Consider the following 25,595-nt stretch of genomic DNA (forward strand, 5'->3'; position numbering starts at 1 on the left):
GTACCTGTTTTTGATTTTTATATATATAGTTATTGTGTTGCTTGCCATACGTGTAATACCTTTATTTGTTGTATAATTCGATTAGAAATGTTTAGGCTTCATATCTTGCGGGTTTTGGAGCCGGAGCGGTTGCACAATGTTGGGGTGCAAGTTGCACCGTTTCTGTGCATCTTCTCACTATGTGAGTCTAGAGTAGCCTGCTTCTCCGGGTGTGGGAAGGGTTGTTAAAGTGCAACAGTGCCTTTAGTAGGCTTAGGAAGGTGGCTTAGAACCGGATTGGACAATTGTAGCCGGGAGGAAGGTGGTGTGTATAAGTGGAGAGTTTTCACCCAGCGGGACTATTTATAATTATAAGTAAGATTATACCTATAACATGTCGATTTGCAGGCGCAAAAAAATAGCACAGGACTACAGCTGCCTATTGCCAGATACGGCAACAGCTTATTACACAAGGAAATTACAGGATAATCACCGCATAAAATTGATATAGTTTTAAACAGGAGCTTATGATAACAACCTCTACCCAAAAACTTTCCCTCTTGTTTGCCATTTGCCTGTTCGGGGTGTTGCAGCTTGCAACATCCCTTGGTGCGTTTGGGCAGGGGAAGAATGATGAAGTGCCGACCTTTACAGTAGACCTGAGGGGGAAGCCAAATGGTGTCTGGAGATCTGATGAAATAATTAGAAACGGGCAGTTGTGCGGTATTACGGATAAAAATGAGAACTGCGTTCAGTTTACCATTATCCTGGATCCGAATGCTGAACAAATGGAGTTCGACATCATCAAAGGACCTGTTCCTTCCGGCTCCATGGGGTACCAAATTGATTGTGGCCCGCAGATGCCGGTGGGGCAGCCTATTTGCGTGGATGTTTCCAAGCCAATCACTTTAACACTATGTATGCCAGGCAAAGCGGGTGGAGTGTTTGAGATCAGGTCTCTTGCATCCTTCACACCACAGGAGGATGTCTCGGTTACAATGGGTTGCTCGGCTACACTCATAGCGCCACTGTCCTTCGGGGAAGGTACTATCCAGTGGAGGGACATCACCTATAACGGCACTTATAATAAATACCTGAGTTTCCCGAATGGAGATACCAGGCCCTTAGTAACACCGGATGCGAATGCGCCGGCTTATGTAGACTATGAGGTTACCGGAACCACCGTTGCGACCAAATGCCCGGGCAGGTTCGCTTCTGATGTGGTGCGCGTATACTTCTACCCGCCGCCAACTGTTACCGTTGGCCCAAATCCTGCCATTATCTGTCCCGGAAGCAGTGGCGTGGTGCTTACGGGCAGTGTAACCGGCGGCGACGGCAACTGGGAGTATATCTGGACAGATCCTGCCGGCAACGTGGTGGGTAATCAGCTCAACTACACCGCCACTACGGTGGGTACTTATAAATTTGAGGTCCGGAACGTGAACTACCCGAACTGCCGCGAATTCTCGGCCACGGTAGATGTTGCCTCGAACCTGGCGGCAAACGCGGGCCCGGACCAACTGGCGTGTTCGCAGAACCCGGTGCAGCTGGCAGGCGCCATAACAGCGGCCACAGGAGGTGTCTGGAGCGGAGGCGGAGGTACTTTCAGCCCAAGCAACACAGCGCTAAACGCGGTCTATACCCCTACGGCAGCTGAGATTGCGGCAGGTTCTGTAAAACTTACGCTGACCTCTACAGGCAACGGCTCGTGTACTGCCATGAAAGATGATGTTCTGATCACGTTCTACCCGATCGATGTGGAACTGACAGGTACCCCCGTTATCTGTAACGGAACCTTGGGTACGATCACGGCAAAAGTAACAGGCGGCAACGGGACCATTTCTTACAAGTGGAGCACCGGCCAAACCACATCCACCATCACGGGCGTTGCTGCCGGCACCTACACCGTTACCGTTACAGACGGGCAGAGCTGCGCCATCACCAAATCATTCACCGTAACCCAGGTAAATGGGCCGACTGACTTTACGGTCAGCGCGACGCAGGAAACCTGTGGCAGAAGCGACGGTAGTGTCACCATCAGCAATGTGCAGGGTGGCACAGCTACGTACAAGTATAGCGCAGACGGCAAGACCTATCAGACAGGCACGACGCTTTCGAACCTGGCTGCCGGCAACTATACCCTTTACGTGATGGATGCCAACGGCTGTACGGTTTCCAAGAGCGTTACCATCACCAACGTGGCCGGGCCAACGGCAGTAACGGCCTCTACGGTGGCGGCCTCCTGCGCCAACAACGACGGCGGCATTACGGTGGGCGCTGTAACCGGCGGTACATCACCATATACTTATTCCATCAACGGCTCTACTTTCCAGAGTTCAACCAGCTTCACGGGGCTGGCTTCCGGTGCCTACACGGTAACGGCAAAGGATGCCAACGGCTGTATCATCACTACTTCAGCCTCGGTAGCTAAAAGAATACTCACAAACTTCACGGCAACTGCGGCCTCTTCTACCTGCGGGGCCAGTAACGCAAGTATAACCGTAAGTAATGTGCAAGGTGGTATCGCTCCTTTTCAATATAGCAAGGATGGGGTGAGTTTTCAGGACAATGCCACGCTTACAGGCCTGGCTGCCGGAATATACAGGGTAACAGTGAAAGACGCAAGAGGCTGTATTCTGACCAAATCGGTAACGGTAGGCAACATTGCCGGACCGACAGACCTGACAGCGACTGCCAAAGCCTCTACCTGCGGCGACAGTAACGCTGAAATTACGGTAACAGGTGTAACGGGCGGTACGGGTACTTATACTTATAGTATAGACGGTGCCACCTTCAGTGCTTCATCCAGCTTTACAGGGCTGGCTGCCGGCAACTATACCGTTTATGTAAAAGACGGCAACGGCTGTATTTACTCGGAAGCGGTTGCCCTGACCAACATTGCAGGCCCAGACTTTACAGCTACGGCCCAGTCTTCTACCTGTGGCGCCAGCAACGGCCGCATCAGCATTGGCGGGGTAACTGGCGGAATCTCTCCTTATAAGTATAGCAAGGATGGGGCTACCTTCCAGGATGCAGCTACCTTTACAGGTCTAGCGGCAGGCACGTACAACATCACGGTGAAGGATGCCAACGGTTGCTTCCTGGTGAAGTCTGTAACGGTAACGGATATTGCAGGGCCAAGCGATTTCGCCTTGGCAGCTAAGTCCTCTACCTGCGGGGCCAGCAACGGCAGCATTACCGTAGGTGCCGTAACAGGCGGAACATCAACTTATACTTATAGTATAGACGGCAGTAACTTCCAGTCCTCGGCTACCTTCGGGAACCTGCTTGCAGGGGAGTATACCATCACGGTGAGGGATCGTAACCTGTGCGTGATCGCTAAGAAAATCACCGTTACCGATGTGGCTGGCCCGACAAATTTGGCGGCTTCTTCTAAGTCGTCTACCTGCGGCGGCAGCAACGGCGAATTAACCGTAACAGGCGTAACAGGCGGCACAGCTCCATATACGTATAGCAAGGATGGCACGAACTTCCAGGCCTCCGCTACGCTCACCGGTTTTGTGGCTGGCACGCATACGGTCTACGCCAAGGATGCCAACGGATGTGTGGTGTCAGGTTCCTTTACAGTTGCCAACATTGCTGGTCCTACGGCAGTGGCGGCTACCTCGCTGCCTGCCGGTTGCGCCAACAACGACGGTAGCATTACCGTGGGCACCGTAACCGGTGGCACGGCCACTTATACTTACTCCATCAACGGGACCAGCTTCCAGAGCTCGAAAACCTTCTCTGGCCTGGCTTCAGGAACCTATACGGTCACGGCGAAAGACGCCAACGGCTGTATCATTACCAGGTCTATATCAGTAGGAAAGACAGCTCCGACCAACTTTGCAGCTACAACTGAACCTTCCACCTGTGGTAGCAACAATGGCACCATCACCGTGGGCGCAGTTACAGGTGGCGTATCGCCTTATACCTATAGCAAGGATGGCGCAAACTTCCAGGCATCTGCTACACTGACAGGCTTTGTGGCGGGCACGCACACCATCACGGTGAAGGATGCCAAGGGCTGTACCTTCTCCAAATCGATCACGGTAACGGATGTAGCAGGCCCTTCGGATCTGGCAATTGCTGCCACGGCCTCTACTTGTGGCAACAGCAACGGTCAGTTTACCGTGAGTGGCGTAACGGGAGGAACTTTGCCTTATACCTATAGTATAGACGGCTCAACCTTCCAGACTTCCGACACGTTTACGGCCCTTGCTGAGGGCTCTTACACGGTTACCGTAAAAGACGCCAACGGCTGTACCTACGCTGAAACAGTGGCGGTAAGCAACATAGAAGGTCCATCGTTCACACTTTCAGCCAAAGCCTCCACCTGCGGGGCCAGCAACGGAACGGTAACCGTAAACAGCCCGACTGGCGGCACGGCACCTTATACCTACAGCAAAGACGGCACGACTTTCCAGACCTCAGCTACATTCACAGGGCTGGCAGCAGGGGAGTATACCATCACCGTAAAAGATGCCAACGATTGCGTGCTGCCTCAAACAATAGAAGTGACAGACATCCCGGGCCCAAGCGACCTGGCCCTGTCGAGCACGGCTTCTACCTGCGGCGACCCTAATGGGGTGATCAGCATCAGCGGCGTAACCGGAGGTACGGCACCTTATACTTATAGTATCGATGGCACCAACTTCCAGGGCTCCCAGACATTCGGGGCAGTGCTGGCAGGGGAGTATACCGTAACGGTGAAAGACGTGAACGGCTGTATTTTCACCAAAGAGATCGTGGTAGGCAACGTGGCCGGACCAACCGGTATCACAGCAACTACCACTTCCTCCACCTGTGGCAGCAACAATGGCGAAATTAGAGTAACGGGTGTAACGGGCGGTACAGGTGCTTATACCTACAGCAAGGATGGCGTAAACTTCCAGGCATCTGCCACACTTACCGGTTTTGTAGCCGGCACGCACACGATCTACGCCAAAGATGCCAACGGCTGTACAGTGGCCAAAGCCTTTACGGTGTCAGACATTGCCGGACCTTCTGCCGTGGCGGCTACCTCGCAGCCAGCCAGTTGCCAGGATAACGATGGCAGCATCACGGTGAGCAAGGTAACAGGCGGCACAACGGATTATACTTACTCCATCAACGGCACTACTTTCCAGAGCTCAGCCAACTTTACCGGGCTGGCCTCCGGAACATACACGGTTACGGCGAAAGACGCCAACGGCTGTATCATCACTACTTCTGTAAAAGTAAACCTAAACGTACCCACCGCCTTTGCCAACTCTTCGGTAGCAGCCACCTGCGGCCGCCCGGACGGGCAACTGACGATAGGAACGGTAACTGGCGGCACGGCTCCATACAAGTATAGTATAAACGGGGCGCCGTTCCAGACAGCAGCTACCTTCACAGGACTTTTGGCCGGTTCTTACGAGATCACAGTGCAGGATGCCAACGGCTGTGTGTTTACAGACTCGGTGGGCGTGAGTAACCTCAATGGACCAGCTTTCGGTACAACGGTCGCCGCAACAACCTGCGGCGCTGCGAACGGAAGTATAAAAATCAGCAACACCACAGGGGGCGTGGCGCCTTATACCTATAGTATAGATGGCGTGAACTTCCAATCAGCAACTACTTTTGAAGGCCTGCTGGCCGGTACCTACACCGTTACTGCGAAAGATGCCAAGGGTTGCTTTGGCACCAGCCAGGTAGTAGTGGAAGACATTGCCGGACCAAGCGACTTTATGCTGACCGCTACCTCCTCTACTTGTGGTGCGAGCAACGCGACCATTACCGTAAGCGATGTGGCAGGCGGAACATCAACTTATACCTATAGTATAGACGGGAAGAACTTCCAGTCTGCTGCTACTTTCGCTAACCTTGCAGCCGGCGAGTATACCGTAACGGTGAAAGACGCGAATGGCTGTACCATCAGCAAAGCGATTGAACTGAACGACATCCCTGGCCCAAGCGAGCTGCTGCTGACTTCCACTGCTTCTACCTGCGGTGAGAGCAACGGTAAAATTGAGGTGAGCGGCGTAACGGGCGGCACGGCTTCCTATACCTTCTCCATCGACGGCAATACCTTCCAGCAGGGAGCGGTCTTTGCCGGAGTAGCAGCCGGCGAGTATACCGTAACGGTGAAAGACGCTAACGGCTGTACGCTGTCCAAGAAGATTGTAGTGGAGAACACCGGTGGGCCAACGGGCTTCCTGGCGAGCGCCACTTCCTCTACCTGTGGCGCGGCCAACGGTAAACTGGCGGTGACAGAAGTGACGGGCGGTGTGGGACCTTATGCATATAGTATAGATGGCGTGAATTTCCAGGAAGGGCTGGTGTTTGAGAACCTGCTGGCCGGAGAGCACACGATCACCGTGAAGGATAAGAATGGCTGTACCTTCGCCAAAACCTTTACGGTAGGAGATATTGCCGGCCCTACGGCGGTTGCCGCTACTGCGCTTCCGGCCAGCTGCCAGAACAACGACGGCAGCATCATGGTGGGAGCGGTAACGGGCGGAACGTCCGAGTACACTTATTCCATCGATGGTAGAAACTTCCAGACGTCAACTACCTTCAGCGGCCTGGCTTCGGGAGATTACACGGTAACAGTGAAAGACAAGAATGGCTGTACTTTTACCACAAGTATAAAAGTGAACCAGAACGTACCAACTGATTTTGCCAGCACCACCGTAGCCTCTACCTGCAGCGATAGCAATGCCAGTATTACGGTAGGCGCTGTAACCGGCGGCACGGCTCCTTATAAGTATAGCCTGAACGGCGGCAGCTTCCAGGCCTCGACTACATTTGGCAACCTGGCAGCGGGCACTTACAACATCACCGTACGGGATGACAATGGCTGTACCTTCAGCAAAGAGGTAAAGGTGGAAGACATCGCCGGACCATCGGCTCTCGCTTTAACCGGAAAGGCCTCTACCTGCGGCAGCCCGAACGCTTCTATCACCGTGAACGGTGTGACGGGCGGCACGGCTCCTTATACCTTCAGCCTTAACAACTCAGCCTTCCAGGGCAGCACCAGCTTCGGCTCGCTGCCTGCCGGAGCGTATGAGCTAACGGTGAAGGATGCCAACGGCTGTACCTTTACCCAGGCCATTACGCTGGAGAACATCCCGGGTCCATCTGCTTTTACTGCCTCAACTTCAGCCTCGAGCTGCGGCCGGGCAAACGGAAGTGTAACCGTGGATGCCGTAACCGGCGGAACCGCGCCTTATACCTACAGTGCAGACGGAGAGAACTTCCAGGAAGCTGCCACCCTGGCAGGACTGTTGGCCGGAGAGCATACCATCATCGTGAAAGATCAGAATGGTTGTGTGGTGGAGATGAAAGTAGTAGTAGAGGATGTGGCGGGCCCGTCCGGGTTGGAGTTGGCAAGCACCGCCGCTACGTGCGGCGATCGCAATGGCAGCATTACGGTAGGCAAGGTTACGGGCGGCACGGCTCCATACAAGTATAGTATGGATGGGGCGAGCTTCCGGAACGAGCTTACTTTTGAAGGAGTGCTGGCCGGCGAGTATACGATCACGGTGGAGGACGCCAAGGGCTGTAGGTTCTCTGCAAGTATAAGAGTAGACAACATCGGCGGGCCTACCGACTTTGTAGCTACAGCCAAAGCAACTACCTGTGGTGCCAGCAACGGCGAGTTAAACATAAGCAACGTGAGCGGCGGTGCCGGCTCCTATGCTTATAGTATAGATGGCGCAAACTTCCAGGCTTCGGCCACTTTTGTGGGCTTGGCTGCCGGTTCCCACACCATCACGGTAAAAGACGCCAACGGCTGTACGTTTACCAAAGCGGTGGAAGTAACGAACATTGCCGGACCTAGCGCTATAACGGCAGCTACCAAAGCGGCCAGCTGTGCCGACAATGACGGCAGCATTACGGTAACCCGCGTAACCGGCGGTACCTCAGCCTATACTTACGCTATCGACGGGAAGAACTTCCAAAGTGCGGCCAGCTTTACAGGCCTTGCTTCCGGAGAGTATACCATCACGGTAAAAGATGCCAACGGCTGCGAGTTCTCCGACAAAGTGAAGGTGAGTAAGGATGGCCCGGCAAGCTTTGCCAGCTCCACTGCCGCTTCTACCTGCGGTGCCGAAAACGGCCGCATCTCGGTTGTGTCTGTGGAGGGGGGCGCGGTGCCTTACACCTATAGTATAAACGGCGGCAGTTTCCAGAACTCAGCGGTCTTCACCTCGCTTCTGGCCGGCTCCCACACCATTACGGTAAAAGACGCCAACGGCTGTACCTATACCCAGGAGGTGGAAGTAAGCAACATGGAGGGTCCTTCAGACCTGACGGCCTCCGCTACCACCACCACCTGTGGCAACAGCAACGGCCAGATCAGCATCTCGGAGGTAACCGGCGGAACAGCGCCTTATACCTATAGTGTGGATGGCGTGAACTTCCAGGCTTCTGCCACCATCACAGGACTTGCCGCCGGCGAGTACCAGGTGACGGTAAAAGACGCCAACGGCTGTATCGTAGTAAAAGCAGTAACGATCACGAACCAGTCAGGTCCGGAAGGATTTACGGTGACAGGCAAAGCCGCTACCTGCGGCGGCGCTAATGGCCAGGCTACGGTAAGTGCCGTGGTCGGTGGCAAGGCTCCTTATACCTACAGCAAGGATGGCACGAGCTTCCAGCCGGAGCCTACGCTGACGGGACTAGTTGCCGGCACGCATACCATCACGGTAAAAGATGCCAACGGCTGTACCTTCTCCAAGCAAATAGTTATCGAGAACATTGCCGGACCTGCCAACTATGACCTGGCTACTGTGGCTACTACCTGCGGCGCTGCCAACGGTTCTATCACGGCAAGCAACGTAACGGGTGGCACGGCTCCTTATACCTACGCCCTGAACGAAGGCAACTTCCAGGCTGCGGCTACCTTTGCAGACGTAGCGGCCGGCGAGCATACCATCCGGGTGAAAGACGCCAACGGCTGTATCCTGGAGAAGAAAGTGGTAGTAACGGATATTGCTGGTCCTTCTGAGATCGTGGCCGCTACTACACCCACTGCCTGCACAGCCAACAACGGTACTATTACCGTGAGCGGCGTAACCGGTGGCAAAGCGCCTTATACGTACTCCCTCGACGGTAAAGCTTACCAGGCTACGGCGACCTTTGGTGCGCTGGCGGCAGGAGAGTACGATGTATTTGTGAAGGATGCTAACGGCTGCAGCGCCACGGTGATAGTAACGGTAGGCCTGAAAGGTCCGAAAGAGGCTTCCCTGGCTGCCAAAGATGCTACCTGCGGAGAGCAGAACGGCTCGATCACGGTTACTGCTGTGAAGGAGGGGACCAAACCGCTGGCTTATAGTATAGACGGCAAAAGCTTCCAGACTTCGGCTACTTTTGGCAACTTGGCGGCGGGTGTGTATACCATCACCATCAAGGATGCTGAGGGATGTGTGCTGGAGGTAACCCAGCAGGTAAGCAACAGCGGAGCCGCCACCTTCACGGCAACAGGCACCAATGCCAGCTGTGGCGCTGCCAATGGCCGCGTCATCATCAGCAATGTGAGCGGAGGCGTGAACCCTTATACCTACAGCATAGACGGTACCACCTTCCAGAACGCACCGGAGTTTACCGGCCTGGCCGGAGGAGTATACCAGGTAGCGGTGAAAGATGCTGCCGGCTGCATGAACTTCGAGGCTGTGACCATCAGCAACACGCCTCCTATCACGGACCTGAAAGCGACCGTAGCAGCCCCAACCTGCGACCAACCAACTGGCCAGGTAACGATCAGCGAAGTAATCGGCGGTACGGCTCCTTATACTTATTCGTTAGATGGTACCAACTTCACAGCTTCTGCCACACTGGCTGATGTAGCGCCAGGCACCTATACTTTAACGGTGAAAGACGCGGCGGGCTGTACTTATAGTATAGAAGTACAGGTAGCCGAGGGCGTGAGCAGCAAGCTGGATTATGTGCATCACCTGGCCTGCTCCGGCGGCAACACCGGCGAGATCGCTTTAGCTGCAACAGGCGCCGATGCGCAGACCCAATACAGTATCGACGGCGGCAAGACCTTCCAGAAGAGTCCGGTGTTCAAGAGCCTGGCCAAAGGCACCTACCAACTCATGACCAAATTCTCCGAAGCGTGCATTATTAACGTGGGCACTGTGGAGGTGAAGGAGGCAGAAGAGATGATGGTAGAGGTTACCGCACTCACCAAAGCGGTAGGTTTCGAGAAAACAGGCAGTGCGGCCGTAACGAAGATTACCGGCGGGGTGGGGCCTTACACGTACTCGCTGGATGGCGGCAGCTTCTCTTCCGACTCTGTATTCACCAACCTGAGCGCCCGTGAGTACACTGTGACCGTGAAAGACAGCAGAGGCTGCTTACAGACCGAAACCTTTGTGATCGAGGGCCTCGGCGACATCGACATCCCGAACGGCTTTACGCCAAACGGCGATGGACTGAACGATACCTGGGTGCTCAAGAACCTGCCGAATCTGTATCCGGACAACCAGGTGACGGTGTACAACCGCTGGGGTAGCGAGGTGTTCTCGTCGAAAGGGTATAAGCGCCCTTGGGATGGCACCTACAAGGGCAAGCGCCTGCCGGATGGTACTTACTACTGCATCATCGAGTTCGGCGACGGAACGGCCCCAATCAAAACATCAGTGACCATTATGCGCTAATTGCCCATTTACCAAACAAGACGTGTTATGAAAAATTACCTTCTCATATTTTGCTTTCTGCTCGTTGGTTCGGTAGCTGTGGCGCAGCAGAAGGCGCTGTACAGCCAGTACATGACCAATTACTTTCTCCTGAACCCGGCCGTGGCCGGGGTGGAGAAGGACTGGAACATAAAAGCCGGCTACCGCAACCAATGGACAGGTTTTGACGGAGCACCCCAGACCTTTTACCTGAGCGCCGAGACAGCCCTGTTTAAGCGCAGCATTGGCCGTAGGGCCAAACCTTACCACGGTGCTGGCGGCTACATCTACAAAGACCAGACGGGGCCGATCTCACAGACGGGTTTGCTGCTCTCTTACGCCTACCACGTGCCCATTAACAAGAGCATCTACCTCTCGTCGGGCGTATTTGCAGGAGTGCAGCAGTATAAGTTTGATGAGAACAAGATCCACCTGGCGGATGGCTCAAATGAGCGCGACCCGGTAACGCAGCAGGGAAGTATAAATGCCTTTATGCCCGACCTGAGTGTGGGCACTTACCTGCATTCGGAGGAGTTTTTTGTGGGAGCCTCATTGTTTCAGGCGCTGGGCAACAAGATCAATAAGAACAAGGAGATCGAGGACCCGGCCCGCCTCTCGCGCCACCTGTTCGTCTCGGGCGGGTATCACTTTGATGTGAACCGTGAGATCACTGTAACGCCCTCGGTGCTGCTCAAGTACGTGAGCCCGGCCCCGATTCAGGCCGACATCAACGTGCGCGGCGAGTACCACTTTACCAAGCGCCGCAAAACCGTATACGATGACATGGTGTGGGCCGGTATTTCCTACAGAACGCAGGATGCCGTGGTGGGTCTGATCGGGGTGCAGTTTAAGGAGCAATACCGCCTCAGCTATACCTATGACATCACCGTATCGCCCATGCGCCACCACAGCGCCGGCTCGCATGAGATTGTGCTTGGGTTCAGGATGCCGTAACAGGAGCTTGAAAGTATAAACAGGAATGGCCGGGGTATTTGCTCCGGCCATTCCTGTTTATACTTTGGCTATACTTTATACTTGTTGATTTATACTTGCTGCTCCTATAGCCTCCCTTGTGCAAGCGTCCGCTTGTGCCTTTTTATACTTTACACTTTAGCTATACTTTGCCCATACTTCCGCTGGCGCGGGCTTGCAGCCCGTGTCTTTATATAGATCATACGTGCTTTGGCTATACTTCCATAGCCGCTGCTTCCCGCAGTATGACACAAGCTATCCTTGCTAGCTGCTGCTGATCCACGGCTTAATAACCTGCTCTTTTCATCTCTGGCTTTGATGCTCTCCAGCCCGAGAGGGCTCGTCCTTTGGCATCGCGCGGTGTACATTTCCTTTGCTACCCTTCGGTCGCAATGCCGCCAAGGCGGCACCGGAAATCTACAAGGCGCTCAACCCAAGGACTGGGATCAGAATCGATAGCCACCGCTACTTGTCATCTCGAACGTAGTGAGAGATCTATATGGAATTCCGGATAGATCTCTCACAGCTACGCTGGCTCTCCTCGGCTCCCGCCTCAAGAGTACTCGAGATGACAGGGAAAGGAGTAAGTATAGCTCCCTCTCCTGTTCTTAGGGGAGGGCTGGGGTGGGGTGAAATTCCCCTCCTCGGAGGGGCTAGGGGTGGGTTTCATACTTTGTAGTCCTGCTGTTCCGGATTTGTAATCCGGAACGCTGTTACCTGCGGATTTGCAATCCGCTTTTCTGTCCGTAGCTACTGCCTTTGCTATGGCGGATTACAAATCCGCGGCTAAGCTGCCTTCGGATTGCAAATTAGGAGTGTTCGGAAGTTGTTTACGTTTTCATATTGGCAAAGACAATCTCTGGTTTTCCTCCTGCTATGACGATAAGCAAGGCCGTGATACGTTCATCAAGCTCCATGGCAAATCTTCTTTTGGCGGTTTTGTATCCCAGCTCATTTACTTTCCTGTAGACCAACAGCATCATGGCCAGTATCAGCGTCATGTAAAGGATGATTTTGATACCGTTGAGGCTGACCGTGAGCAGATGGGAGAGGTTGAGCTCCTGCTTGAGAAAGCGGAAGAAGACCTCTATGTCCCAGCGCCTGCGGTAGAGCCTGGCAATGGCCTTAGCCGATACGTCAAAGCGGTTGGTGAGCAAGGGAATCACTTTGCCTTTGTCGGTCACAGCTTTGATGAGGCGAAAAGGCACCTCGACCTGCTTGCCATGGGAGTAGAGCCAACACAACTCATCGCTGAGGATGCGCACGTTGCCTACCCGCTCTCCAGCCGCCGTCGAGAAACAAGTGCCGGTTTGGCAGCGGGCATTCTTCTTGAGCCGGGTGATAAACCAAAGCTGCTTTGCATCTATCCGGCAAAAGCTCCTGCGCTGCTGCACGCCCCTGTCGAAGACAACCACGTTGTCCTCGGCTGCTACCTGGCCCAGGATAAGCCTGGCAATGGTCTTGTCCTCGCTCAACTCGGATTGTTTGGAAAACAGCTCCACGGAGGAGGGAAACAGGTCCTGCAGGGCCAGCGTGTACTTGATCTGTTTTTTGCCGTCCTTCTTGCGCCCCACACGCATACCGGCCTCCAATTTGTTGGCCTGCTCGCAAACCATGGTCGAGTCAACCCGGGTAATGGAGTGGCCTGCTGCCTGCTGCTCCCCGTAGTGGCGCGAGAAGAGGTGATAGACCTGCTGATAGGCCTGCTCAAAAAAGCTCACTGGCATGGTGGCCAGCCTGTCGGAGAGGGAGCTGTGGCTGATCTGGGAAGAGGCATCGAGCTTGGCAAACGCCCGGAACTTGGCTGTGTTGAAATAATCTGCTAGGCTCCGCTGCCCTATTCTCTCATCACTTATCAGACCGTAGAGCAGCAGGTAAAACATGCTGCGCCCATACAACTTATGCACCTTGTAATCAACTCTCGTCTGATGGGCAAGAGCAGAAAAGCTCTCCTCGGGAATATACTGCAGTAAGGATTCCACACTTACTTTGGTAGAGGATATAATAGCGGCCATAACTTTTATGCATTATCCTTTCTTTTACGATTCCATAACTCTTCCGAACACTCCTAATTGCAAATCCGAAAGAGCAGGAATGGGTGGGTTCCATACTTTGTAGGGACAGGTCGCGACCTGTCCGCGCAATACCAACAGAAACGGAGTTCATACTTTAACAGAAGTATGACAGGCTCCCCTCCTTGGACAAGGAGGGGTAGGGGTGGTTGGGCCCATTACCCCAAAACAAAAAATGCCTCTCTCCTAAAACAAGGAGAGGGGCATTTTTGCGGTTGCTAAACTTCCTTAGTGTGCCGCTTCCTCGGCGCGGGCGGAGCTGCCGCTGATGATCTGGCCAAAGAAGATGCTGTTGAGGAACAGCTTGTTGGTACCATACCAGAAGGCCCGGAAGTTCGGGTTATCCGGCATCGCGATCACCTTGCCGGCACCCACGGTTGACACATCCACAGCAGCAGTATTTTTTATCCGCTGCAGGTTTGGCTTGGAGATGTAGCCTGCCATCAGCGGCTCCGAGGTGTACATCACCGGGTTAGCGTAAGGGCTCTTGGAGCGTTCCATAAACAGGGTATTGCTGCGGAAGATCGGCAGCCTCGCATCGGTATAGCCGTAGGCCAGCGGGTGCGTCAGGTCTAGCTTCGTCTCAAAAATAGCCCCTCCGATGACGTGTGCGCCTTCCGCATTTTCCAGGTCAGCATAGGCTCTTTGGGCAATGGTATCGGGTTCTGCTTTCTTGAAGGTAATGTTACCGATGCCGTTGTCGGCGAGCCACTTGGCTGCGCCGCCCATACCTACCACTGTGCCTCCCTGCTGCACCCAGGCACGCAGTTTATCCTTGGAGATGTTGTTGTAGGAGCCTTCTGCCATCACCAGCACGTTATACTTGTTCAGGTCAGTCCGGTTAAAGTCATTGGTTTTTACAAGTGCAGGGCGCATCCCGAAGCGGTCGTCCATCAGGTGCCAGGCCTCACCGGCGTCGTAGCTGTTCACCCCGTCGCCAATCAGCATCATGATCTTGGGTTGCTCCAGGCTGCGCACCATCGGGCTGCCCAGTTTTATACCTTGCGGCGTGAAGCCGGTGTTCATGGCGTATACCTGTAGGGCGTTTTGCTGGGCTAACTCCTGTAGTACCTGGTGCAGTTGATCGGCATTTATATTTTGTCCCGCTACAGGTATCAGGATGGTGCCATAGTCGAACTGCTTACCGTCAGTGGCGGTAAATTTATCAGTGGCCACGCGGGCGCTGATGCCGCGGTCCATGAGCTGGTTCAGCGCGCGGGGAGCGTAGTAGCCGTGCCACTCAAAGGCATAGGCGTAGTCGCTTTTGCCGCCTATCACTTCGCCTGTCGGTAAACGTAGCTCTTCTACCTTCTGGCCCAGCTGGCTCTTCTTAAAGTTGCGGGAAGAGAGGGCCGCGTGTTCCAGGTCGAAAGCGAGCGGGAAGGTCCAGGCAGAGATGTCGTAGAACAGGCTGTCCTTAAACGTCGTTCGTTTCTCGAACATCGCCTCGATGAGCTTATACTGCGGCTGCTCCGTGGGCACAATGTAAGCGTTCTCCGGCGTGTATTCTACATCATTGATCTTAAAGCTTTCCTTCGGACGGTACACGGCAATCTGGTGCTGTCGGATGATCTCGGCCAGGTGATAGGCGCGGGCCTTGTCCATCTCCGAGCCAAAAACATAGGCCTTCGTGCTGGCTTTCTTCGCATCGCTCAGGGCGTCTTTGTAGAAATCGCGCTGGTGTACCAGCAGCTCCTCGCGCATGGCCTGCGCTGCCTCTAAGGTGGAGAGGGTGGTGGTAAACTGGTTGCGGATAGTGAAAGGGAAGGTCAGTACACCGTTTACGCTCTCCTGGGCGTGTCCGCGGGAGCTGGCCTGTTCGAAAAGTATACCCACTGCTCCGTGGATATCCGGGTACGTAGAGCCCTTGCCGAAGTAGAAGTCGTCGAAGCTTTCCTCGGTATAATAAAAAGAGCCGATCTTATCTAAAGCCTTGGCGTGGTAGGTGCCTATTTTCTGCGTGAGCTTATAGTTGCTCTCCGGGGTGAGCGGGTTGTTACGGCTTGGAATGCCGGGTTGAAAGAAGAACGTAGAGTTGGTGCCCATTTCGTGGTGGTCGGTCAGCACGTTCGGCTTCCACTCGTGGAACTTGGCCAGCCTGCCCCTGGACTCCGGGTGCTGCAGCGGCAACCAGTCGCGGTTCAGGTCGAACCAGTAGTGGTTGGTACGGCCACGGGGCCAGGCCTCACTAAACTCGGCGCTGTTGGGGTCGGTTACCAGGTTTTTGCTGCGGTGCGAGTTTACCCAGCTGGCAAAGCGGTTCATGCCGTCCGGGTTAATGGAAGGGTCGATGAGGATAATGGTCTCGTCCAATAGCTTCTCGATCTCTGGTCCCTGTGCGGCGGCCAGGTGGTACACGGCCAGCAGCGAGGCATTGCTGCCACTCGGTTCGTTGCCGTGCACGCTATAGCCCATCCATACCACCGCTGGCATGTCCTTTATGTTCAAGCTGCCGGACTTTTCCGGGTCTGTCAGCTGGCGGTGCTGCTCCTTTATTTTCTCAAGGTTCTGGTGGTTCTTGGGCGAGGTGATGGTAAGCAGGTACAGTGGCCGATTCTCGTGGGTGCGGCCATACTCTGTGATGCTGATGCGGTCCGAGAGGCTGGCCATCTGGCGCATGAACATCACCAGCTGGTCGTGGCTGGCATGCCACTCGCCCACATTATAGCCCAGGATGTCTTTAGGTGTGGGAATACTGCTGTTGTACGAGGCCGCAGCAGGCAGGTAGTAGGAGAGTGGAGTTTCAGCCTGCTGTGCCACTGCCACCGGGCCAAGCCCCAGCATGGCTGCCACAGCAAGTACGCGTAGGTTTTTCATGAGTAAGGGTGAAGTATAAGGTTAGATGTTTGGTTATACCTGCAATTTCCTGTTTTACGGAGCTTTTTGCAAGTATAAAAAGCCCTGAATTGGTGCAGCAGCTTTAGGTTTAGCGACACGCTAAATAGTACAAGGCCTTTGTGGTGCTGTAGGTTCTGTTGTAGTTATATTTCGCTTGTTAAAGTATTGACTACCAATAATAAGTGTGATTCCGGTCTTTCCTGTTTGCCCTTTCCATACTTTCTTTCACCCTTCTACGGAGTAGTTATACTTCTAAAAGTTGCCGCTGCCAGAGCGCAAAAGCTACAGCATGCCTCCGGTATAGTTCAGTATAAGATCATATTCCGTGCTCCCTGGGTTGAAAAATATAAATGAAACTGGATGAAATTCCAATGCAATTTTCAGGTGGCCATTTATTCAACTACAAGGCTGTGGTGTGCAAAACACCCTATGCAATTAAACTTCAGGAGATTGTAGCCTTATAAATATGTGCAATTTTAATACTTTATATATAATTTATGTAATAAATAGTAGGTTTTAGCTGCAACAAAATATAGAAGGTAAGGTATAAGTTCTTTAAATAGTAAAATAAACTATAGAAATAGGACATGTATGACTGCTGACTCTGCCTTTCACTACAAGCGCGGGGCTCCTTGAGGCTCCAGCTGACGTGAAGTAGCCCTTAGGAACATTCTTTTTACGCGCTCCTTCAGCCTTACGACATCGGTTAATGTGATTTAACCCACCTGCAATAGGGTTTTAGCTATTAAAAATAGCTGTTAAACCTATTGCCCAGCCATGTTTTGCCCTACTGTAAAGTATCCGAGCTTTCGATCCACCTGACCATTTAATCAACCAAGGCCAAAGCGACACAGCCTTAAACCCACGCATTATCCCCTAAATTTATGAAACAACGTTTTACTCACTTGATTGCGCAGGCATCTCAGGCCCGGCGTGTGCTCATCTCATCCTTGGCAGTAGTCGCGATATTGGCTGCTGCTGTTTATGTTTATGCCGCTGTAGGTGTGTCTGTAACTGGCGGAGGAACTTTCCCTATTTCGGCTGACTTGGCGGCTGATGCAACGCAGTCTACGCCTGGTTATACATCGGTGGGAACTATCACTATCACAGAGCAACTGGCCGATGATATCTCATCCACGGGAAATATAATCATTACTCCTCCGTCAGGATGGAGATTTCAAGTATCTCAGGTACTAGTAAGTGCTGGCGCGGCTCCTGGTGAAAACAGAGGAAATGTAAGAATTGCTGCTGGGCCAGCTACTGTTGCTGAAAATGGCTTACAGATTACTATACCAATTACAAATCATACAACAGATAGGTTTGAACAAATTTCAATAACTGGTATAGCTGTACAGGCCTTAAATGGTAGCAACATACCTGGTACAGGAAGCATCTCCATCGGAGTGGCTAATGGTGCGGCAGTTAGTGGCTTACCCACTACTTTAAGCAAGGCCCTGTCTCAAAGACCAGGTGCCATTAGGGGTTTAGCCTTCAGACAAGAGCCCTCTACAGCTGACGTTGGTGCAGCCATATCGCCAGCGCCTAGTGCAGCTGTAGTAGATCAGTTTGGCAACACTGTCACAAGCATCAATACTGGCTCCATTGGTCTGGCACTTAGAGGTACTCCTACCTCAGCGCTAATAGATCCTTCCTCTGGTGCCACAGCTTCTCTTGTAAATGGAGTAGCTGTTTTTAACAACATCAGAATAGATGAGGGGGGGGATTTTCAGTTGCTTGCTACTTACTCTGGAAACTCTAGTGCGCAGGCTACAAGTAACACCTTCACAGTAAATAATCTCACCCCAACCGTTTCAAGTGCACTGCCATGTATAACGGTAGGTGATGGGCAAAATACGGTAGATGTTACAGGAACAGGTTTCGTGCGAGGCTCTGTGGTTAGAATAAATGGGGCTAGTAGAGTTACGACTTTTGTGAGTTCCACATCTATTTCGGCTACTTTACTCCCTGAAGATATCAATACCGCACAGACGCTCAAGTTAACTGTTTTTAACCCAACACCAGCCGGCGGCTCCTCAAATGAGGTAGATTTCGTAATCCATCCAATTTATCAGGCAGGGGAAATAGCAGGCGATACGGAGGTTTGTGAAGGTGCACAGGAAGTAATTTATTCTGTTGAGAATATAGCGGGCGCGACCTTTAACTGGCAGGTTGGCCCTGGTGCGACCATAGTTTCTGGTGGAACAACCAATACCATTGAAGTTAGGTTTGTTGGCAATTCAACCCCTACGGTGAACATCTCTGTGCAGGCCTTAAATGCCTGTGGAGTTGCAGGCCCAGTTTCTGATATAGATGTTGCCGTGACACCATACCCTACAGGTATAAGCGCAGGTCCAGCAGAAGGAATATTTTTCTGTACAGGTGAATCAGCCACACTAGGCTCTGGAGAACCGGCTGTTACTGGCTATACTTATTTGTGGTCACCAGCAGCGGGCTTGTCCGATCCAACGGTTCCAAACCCAACCATTACCCTAACAAATACAGGAACCACCGCCGAGTTTTATACTTATACCTTAACAGTAACAAATGGCGAGGCCGAGTGTGCCGTGACTGACCAGATAACTGTAACAGTTTATCCAGCACTGATCATAGCAGCTGATGATGTAGATCCGGTTTGCGTTGGCGGCAGTATTGAATTAAGAGTAACAGGAGACCCAAGCTATACTTACGCCTGGACCGGTCCTGATGGGTTCACCTCTTCAGAGCAAAACCCTGTTATTCCCAATGCCACAGAAGATAATGAAGGTACTTACACTGTAGTGGTTACAAACCAGCAAGGCTGCCAGGCTACAGCAGAAGTGGAGGTTGACATAGCACCACTGCCCACTGCCAGTGCTGGTCAGGATCAACGCCTGTGTACGCAAGGTGCTTCTACCTCATTTACAGTAACAGGTACACCATCTGCCGGCGCGGTTGGTGTTTGGAGTGTGGTAGAAGGTACTGCCACTATCGCCTCCCCAACATCGCTTGAAACCGAAGTAAGTGTTACCAGCGCCAGCGCTACACTGAGATTTACCGCTGAGACTCCTGAGGGGTGTCAGGCATTTGACGATGTGGTGCTGACAGTGGATCCTTTGCCGAATGTTACGCTGGCTCCATTCGGCGATATATGCGAGAGCGATGCACCATTCACCCTAACCGGAGGTTTGCCGACAGGTGGAACCTACTCAGGCCCAGGTGTTACAGACGGCGTGTTTGATCCTGTAGCTGCGGGAGGTGATGGTACCTATACCATTACCTATACATACACGAATGGAAATGGCTGTACTGATACAGCCACCCGAACTATTACGGTTAAGCCGCAACCGGTGGTAGCTGTAACGCCAGACTCGGAAATATGCTCAGGAGAGAGTATCACGTTAACTGCCAGCGGAGCCACAACCTACCGTTGGGAGCCAGCTGCTGGCCTAAGCGCTACTACGGGAGCATCCGTAACCGCCACCCCAACATCTACAACTACCTATACTGTATACGGCACAACCAATGGCTGTGAGTCAGTGGCGCAAACCGTTACCATTACCGTTAGTCCACTCCCGGATGTAACCATCACACCAACCGGCCCAACGGAGTTCTGCCCTGAGAATTATGTAGAACTCCGTGCCGTTGAGAGTTCTACTTATACTTATGCTTGGTTTAGGACCGATAACAGCACTTCAGTGGGCTCAGCAAGCTCTTACCAGGCTACCGAAACAGGCAGCTACTATGTAACCATTACCACCGATAGAGGCTGTACGCTTACATCGGAAACAATAGCTGTTAAAGTGGCCAATGTGCCAACCGTAGCTACCATCACTACTACTGGAGCTACTACTTTCTGTGAGGGAGGCTCGGTGCTCTTCGGTGCTAACCAGGCACCGTCCGGACAATCTTATGTATATGAGTGGGAGCAAAGTACTGATGGTGTGAACTTCACAACGATTGTCGGCGAAGAGTCTAGAACCTATGAAGCGGAAGCGACAGGTTACTACAGAGTACTAGTAAGCAATACAGTGGAGGCCGATGAAGATACGGAGCAGTGTACGAAGATATCAGAAGCTGTACAGGTAACAGTACTGGCTCAGCCAACGGCAGATATTACATCAAGCAGTGAAACACAATGCCGTGCTGAAAGTGGTGCCACCACCTTTACGGTGACAGGTACCTATTCTGGAGGTACAGGTGTTTGGAGTGCTACGAATGGATTTAGTGTTGCCGAAAGCTCAAGCTCTACGGTAGACGGTGTTACTACCTCTACAGCCACTGTAACAGCACCGTCCTCTGTAACAAGTATAACAAGTACAGTTGTAACACTTACAACAACTAATACAACTTCAGCCTGTGATCCGGCAAGTGATCAGGTTACGCTGACAGTGCAGCCGCTGATTGCAGGAAACACCATTACAGGCACCTCCGAGTACTGCCAGAATGCTGCAGCCACAGCGCTAAGCTCCGGCACGCTCAGCGGTGGGAATGGCAGTTATACTTACCAGTGGCAGAGCAGTTCAAGTGCAACAGGTACATTTGATAATATTCCTGGCGCAACGGAGGATGCATATATGCCATCTACAGCAACAGGTGGTACCACTTACTACAGGCGTGTGGTTAACTCTGGTGAGTGCTCTAACACCAGTGCAGCTTTTGCTGTAACGGTTACCCCAAGCATCACAACCAACACCATTACAGGCACACAGAGCTACTGCGAGGATGAGCCTGCTACAGCACTAGGTGGTGCGGTTGCGGGTGGTACAGGAAGCTATACTTACCAGTGGCAGAGCAGTTCAAGTGCAACAGGTACATTTGATAATATTCCTGGCGCAACGGAAGATGCGTATATGCCATCTACAGCAACTGGAGGCACAATATACTACCGTCGTTTAGTTTCTTCGGGAGAGTGTGCAAACAATGTTAGTAATGTAATTGCTGTCACGGTAACACCGGCTATCACGGCCAACTCGATCTCGGGCACGACCACTTATTGCCAGAACGCCACGGCCTCTGCCTTGGGAGGAACAGTTTCAGGTGGTCTGGAGTCTAAAACTTACCTATGGCAGCAGAGCCCGAACGGCACCGACCAATGGACCACCGCGACAGGTACGAGCAACCTGGCGAGCTACACGCCGCTTACCACCGCTGCCGGCACCATGCACTACAGACGTGTGGTAACCTCTGGGGAATGCTCGAGCACCAGTAATGTGGTTGCTGTCACGGTAACGCCGGCTATCACGGCCAACTCGATCTCGGGCACGACCACTTATTGCCAGAACGCCACGGCCTCTGCCTTGGGAGGAACAGTTTCAGGTGGTCTGGAGTCTAAAACTTACCTATGGCAGCAGAGCCCGAACGGCACCGACCAATGGACCACCGCGACAGGTACGAGCAACCTGGCGAGCTACACGCCGCCTACCACCACTGCCGGCACCATGCACTACAGACGTGTGGTAACCTCTGGGGAATGCTCGAGCACCAGTAATGTGGTTGCTGTCACGGTAACGCCGGCTATCACGGCCAACTCGATCTCGGGCACGACCACTTATTGCCAGAACGCCACGGCCTCTGCCTTGGGAGGAACAGTTTCAGGTGGTCTGGAGTCTAAAACTTACCTATGGCAGCAGAGCCCGAACGGCACCGACCAATGGACCACCGCGACAGGTACGAGCAACCTGGCGAGCTACACGCCGCTTACCACCGCTGCCGGCACCTTGCACTACAGACGTGTGGTAACCTCTGGGGAATGCTCGAGCACCAGTAATGTGGTTGCCGTCACGGTGAACGCTCCAATTGCAGGCAATCAGATTTCCGGTACCCAAACCGTTTGCTCCGGAGGAACAGTAGCACCGCTGGGACAGGCAAATGGTACCAGTTTGAGTGGTGGTAGCACGCCGTATACTTACCAGTGGCAGAGCAGCACTACTTTGAACGGAACGTATACTAACGTTACTGGAGGAACTGGAGCGACCACTGCAACCTATACTCCAGCAACCCGAACAGTTACTTCTGCAACAACAGTTTACTACAAGCGAGTTGTTAATGGAGGTCAATGCTCAAGTGTCAGCAATGCAGTGTCTGTAACATTCAGCCCAGCAATAGCTAGCAACACTATTTCTGGAGCACAGACAGTATGCGCGGGTGTAGCCCCTAGCCAACTCACCGGTAGTGCACCAACTGGTGGATCCGGGTCTTATACTTACCTATGGGAGAGTAGCACAACTTCTGCTACTGCTGGCTTTAGCGCAGCAGCAGGAACGAATAGTGGTAGAAACTACAGCCCAGGAGCTTTAACTCAAACTACTTGGTTCCGAAGGGTGGTTACCTCAGGAGGCTGTTCTAATATCAGTACTGCTGTACGTGTACTTGTAACACCTACTACTACACTTACGCTAGTTCTTAAAGCCAGCCCATTCCCGGTGTGCCCAGGCCAGCAGACGACGTATACAGCTACTGTTATAGCTAATGCTACGGCTGTAAATTATCCGGCTAACCCAAGGTATGAAGAAATTACCTGGGAGGGGGGAACAGATGTATCTAGTATGTTCATTTTCGACTGGTGGAAAAACGACAATGTGGATAACCAGGAAGGGCAGACAGGCAGAACAGTAAGTCAGGCAGGTCTTTCATCTACAGATTATTTTACGGTAAGGGCCAGACCAAACTCTAATTTCAACATAAGCTGCATTAGCTATGTAAACCAGCCAGAGTTAACGCCTAATGATAACAAAGGCAACGTGCTGTTCTCTAACAGGATTTACCTGGGCCAGCCAAGCAACTATGATGTAACCATAAGCAGGGTGCCCGAGGGTTCTATTTGCCAGGGCACGCGTGTAACCTTCACGGCCACACCTAACGCGGATTATGTAAACCTCACCATGGAGTGGATTGTAAGAAACAGTGCAGGTACTATTGTCGCTAGCACTCCCATGAACGCAAGTAGAACATTCACCTCCAATTCTCTCAATAATGGTGATGTTGTCAGCTTGAACTTTACATCTGAGGAAAACAAGTGTCAGCCTGTCGCAACCAGTACCCCTATAACAATGGTGGTGGTTATTCCGCAGACTATGGCAGGAGGTGGTGCTTACTGCGCAGGCGGTACCGGTGTTCCGGTAAGTATTACAAGTTCACAGCAGGGAGTTACATATCAGTTGCTGCGTACGGTTGGCTCTACCACAGAAGCTGTTGGCTCACCAAGATCTGGCACTGGAAGTGCAATTAATTTCGGAAACCAGACCATAGCCGGTACTTACACAGTACAGCCAATATCTGCTAACGGAGCCTGCTCTCCGGTTTATGGCCCAGTAGAAGTAGTCATTACTCCTAGACCGATAGCATACAATGTGACTCCGGTTTCTGGTGCTTCATACTGTGCAGGAGGAGCAGGAGTGCCTATTGGAATGGCGAACTCTCAGGCAGGAGTTACTTACAGCCTGTATAGAAGTGGTACTACTGCGCCAGTAGAAACTGTGAACAGAACTGCACCTGGAGCATTTACTTTCCCAGGAAGCTTTACAGCAGGTACGTACTCTGTAACAGCCACACCTACTGGTACACAGCCAACTGTGGCGAATTGCCCGCAGAGCATGCTGAACACAGTTACTATCACTGCGGATCCACTGCCAATAGCCATTACGGCCACTGGCGGTAGCTACTGCGAAGGCTTGGACGGTGCATCTGTTCCTGGTGCTACAATTACAGTGGGTGGTACACAGAACGGCGTATCTTATCAGTTGCTGAACGCAGCAGGCCAGCCAGTAGGCAGTGCGGTTGCTGGAAACGGAAGTACTATAACACTCGGCCCTGTTAATGCTGGTGACTACACGATCCGTGCGACAAATGGCACAACCGGTTGTACCAACATTGTAGGCCAGGCAACTGTAACAGAGACAGAACGAGTAGAGCCACTAGGGGATATTATTGTCACCAATGAAAGTGGTGAGGTAATTACTGAACAGGAACTTAAGACTGGTCAGTATGCCAGGTTTATAGCTGATAATACGTTTGAAGATGACCGTACTGCTGAAACCTATACTTGGTATATTGGTGATGGCACTGATACAGGCTGGGAGGTTGTGCCTGATGTTAACGGGCCTGTACTAACCATACAATCTATCCCAGGTGGCGACTTCGCAGTAAGAGTGGTAGTTACAGCTGATGAAACCGCTTGTTATACGGAGTTCGTGGGAGATTACTCCACTACCCCAGTTGTTCCGCTCCCGGTAGAGATCATCTACTTCACGGCGGCCAAGCAAGGGCATAACGTGCTGCTGGAGTGGGCCACAGCCTCTGAAGAGAGCAATACCGGCTTCGAGGTGCAGGTATCGCAGGACGGCTTCAACTTCCGTAAGCTGGACTTTGTACCGACCAAGAACGGCAACACGGTCATCAAACAGGTGTACCAGTATACCGACAAGGAGAACGGCAAGCGCGGCACCCGCTACTATCGCCTGAAGCAGCTAGATGAGGATGGCAGGTTTGAGTACTTTACCACCAAGGCAGTAACCTTTACAGAGGTGGCCAGCAAGGTGAAGGCCTTCCCGAACCCATTCTCGAGCAAGCTGACGTTGGATATTGCTGCTGAGCAAAGTGGAGAGGTGCAGGTAAGCATGTCGAATGCCATAGGCCGCCATATGATGGAACGTACCATTAAAGTGGAAGAAGGCTTCAATACGATCAACCTCGACATGAATGGTGATCTGCCGCACGGGGTATACTTCATCCGGGTTTACCTGGACGGCAAGATGCACCAGCTCAAGATGCTAAAAGAGTAACAACAAAATTTAATAGGGTTTAAAGCTGAAAGAGCCGGGTATTTTACCTGGCTCTTTTGCATTTATTTTAAAATATTTTGGTGCAATCTAACACAAGGCGTAAATATATATGGCTTTAGGTATATTTTATACAAACTATATTGTTTTGCTGTGGAAATAGTTGGTAAAGTTATATTGTTACTTTGAAAGTATTTTGTTTTGTATCTATCATTTATAGTGCAATTAATGGTTCTTATAGTTTAAAATTTAATCTTTTCTATATACTCCCTCTCACTTTTTTGCTTTATACTTGCCTTGATAAATAGATTATTCCTGTAGAAAATAAG

Annotated in this window: 5 protein-coding genes and 1 pseudogene; 4 read left to right on the forward strand and 2 right to left on the reverse strand. The window is 52.3% G+C overall.

From position 1 onward, the window contains the following. Positions 1–506: 506 nt before the first annotated feature. The gene (locus OH144_RS01015) at positions 507–10,610 is read left to right on the forward strand and encodes a T9SS type B sorting domain-containing protein (RefSeq protein ID WP_266204430.1); all 10,104 of its coding nucleotides are present in this window, start codon (positions 507–509) and stop codon (positions 10,608–10,610) included. Between the two features lie 27 nt (positions 10,611–10,637). Next, positions 10,638–11,582: a PorP/SprF family type IX secretion system membrane protein gene (locus tag OH144_RS01020; RefSeq protein ID WP_266204431.1), complete on the forward strand. Its 945-nt coding sequence runs from the start codon at positions 10,638–10,640 to the stop codon at positions 11,580–11,582. Between the two features lie 848 nt (positions 11,583–12,430). Here OH144_RS01020 and OH144_RS01025 read toward each other — a convergent pair. Both OH144_RS01025 and OH144_RS01030 read right to left on the reverse strand, forming a co-directional pair. Beyond that, positions 12,431–13,615 carry an IS4 family transposase gene (locus tag OH144_RS01025; protein ID WP_266203304.1) on the reverse strand — a complete coding sequence of 395 codons (1,185 nt, stop codon included), beginning with the start codon at positions 13,613–13,615 and terminating at the stop codon, positions 12,431–12,433. A 285-nt stretch (positions 13,616–13,900) separates the two neighbouring features. Continuing rightward, entirely contained in the window at positions 13,901–16,489 is a 2,589-nt protein-coding gene (locus tag OH144_RS01030) for a M14 metallopeptidase family protein (RefSeq protein ID WP_266204432.1), read from the reverse strand. A gap of 905 nt (positions 16,490–17,394) precedes the next feature. Between OH144_RS01030 and OH144_RS21605 the strand changes: the two are divergent. Further along, positions 17,395–18,789 (forward strand): annotated as a pseudogene (locus tag OH144_RS21605) (IPT/TIG domain-containing protein); the annotation flags it as partial. 174 nt (positions 18,790–18,963) lie between these two features. Continuing rightward, positions 18,964–25,269 carry an Ig-like domain-containing protein gene (locus tag OH144_RS01035; RefSeq protein ID WP_266204433.1) on the forward strand — a complete coding sequence of 2,102 codons (6,306 nt, stop codon included), beginning with the start codon at positions 18,964–18,966 and terminating at the stop codon, positions 25,267–25,269. The last annotated feature ends 326 nt before the right edge of the window (positions 25,270–25,595 follow it).

This window comes from Pontibacter kalidii, assembly GCF_026278245.1.
GTDB lineage: Bacteria > Bacteroidota > Bacteroidia > Cytophagales > Hymenobacteraceae > Pontibacter > Pontibacter kalidii.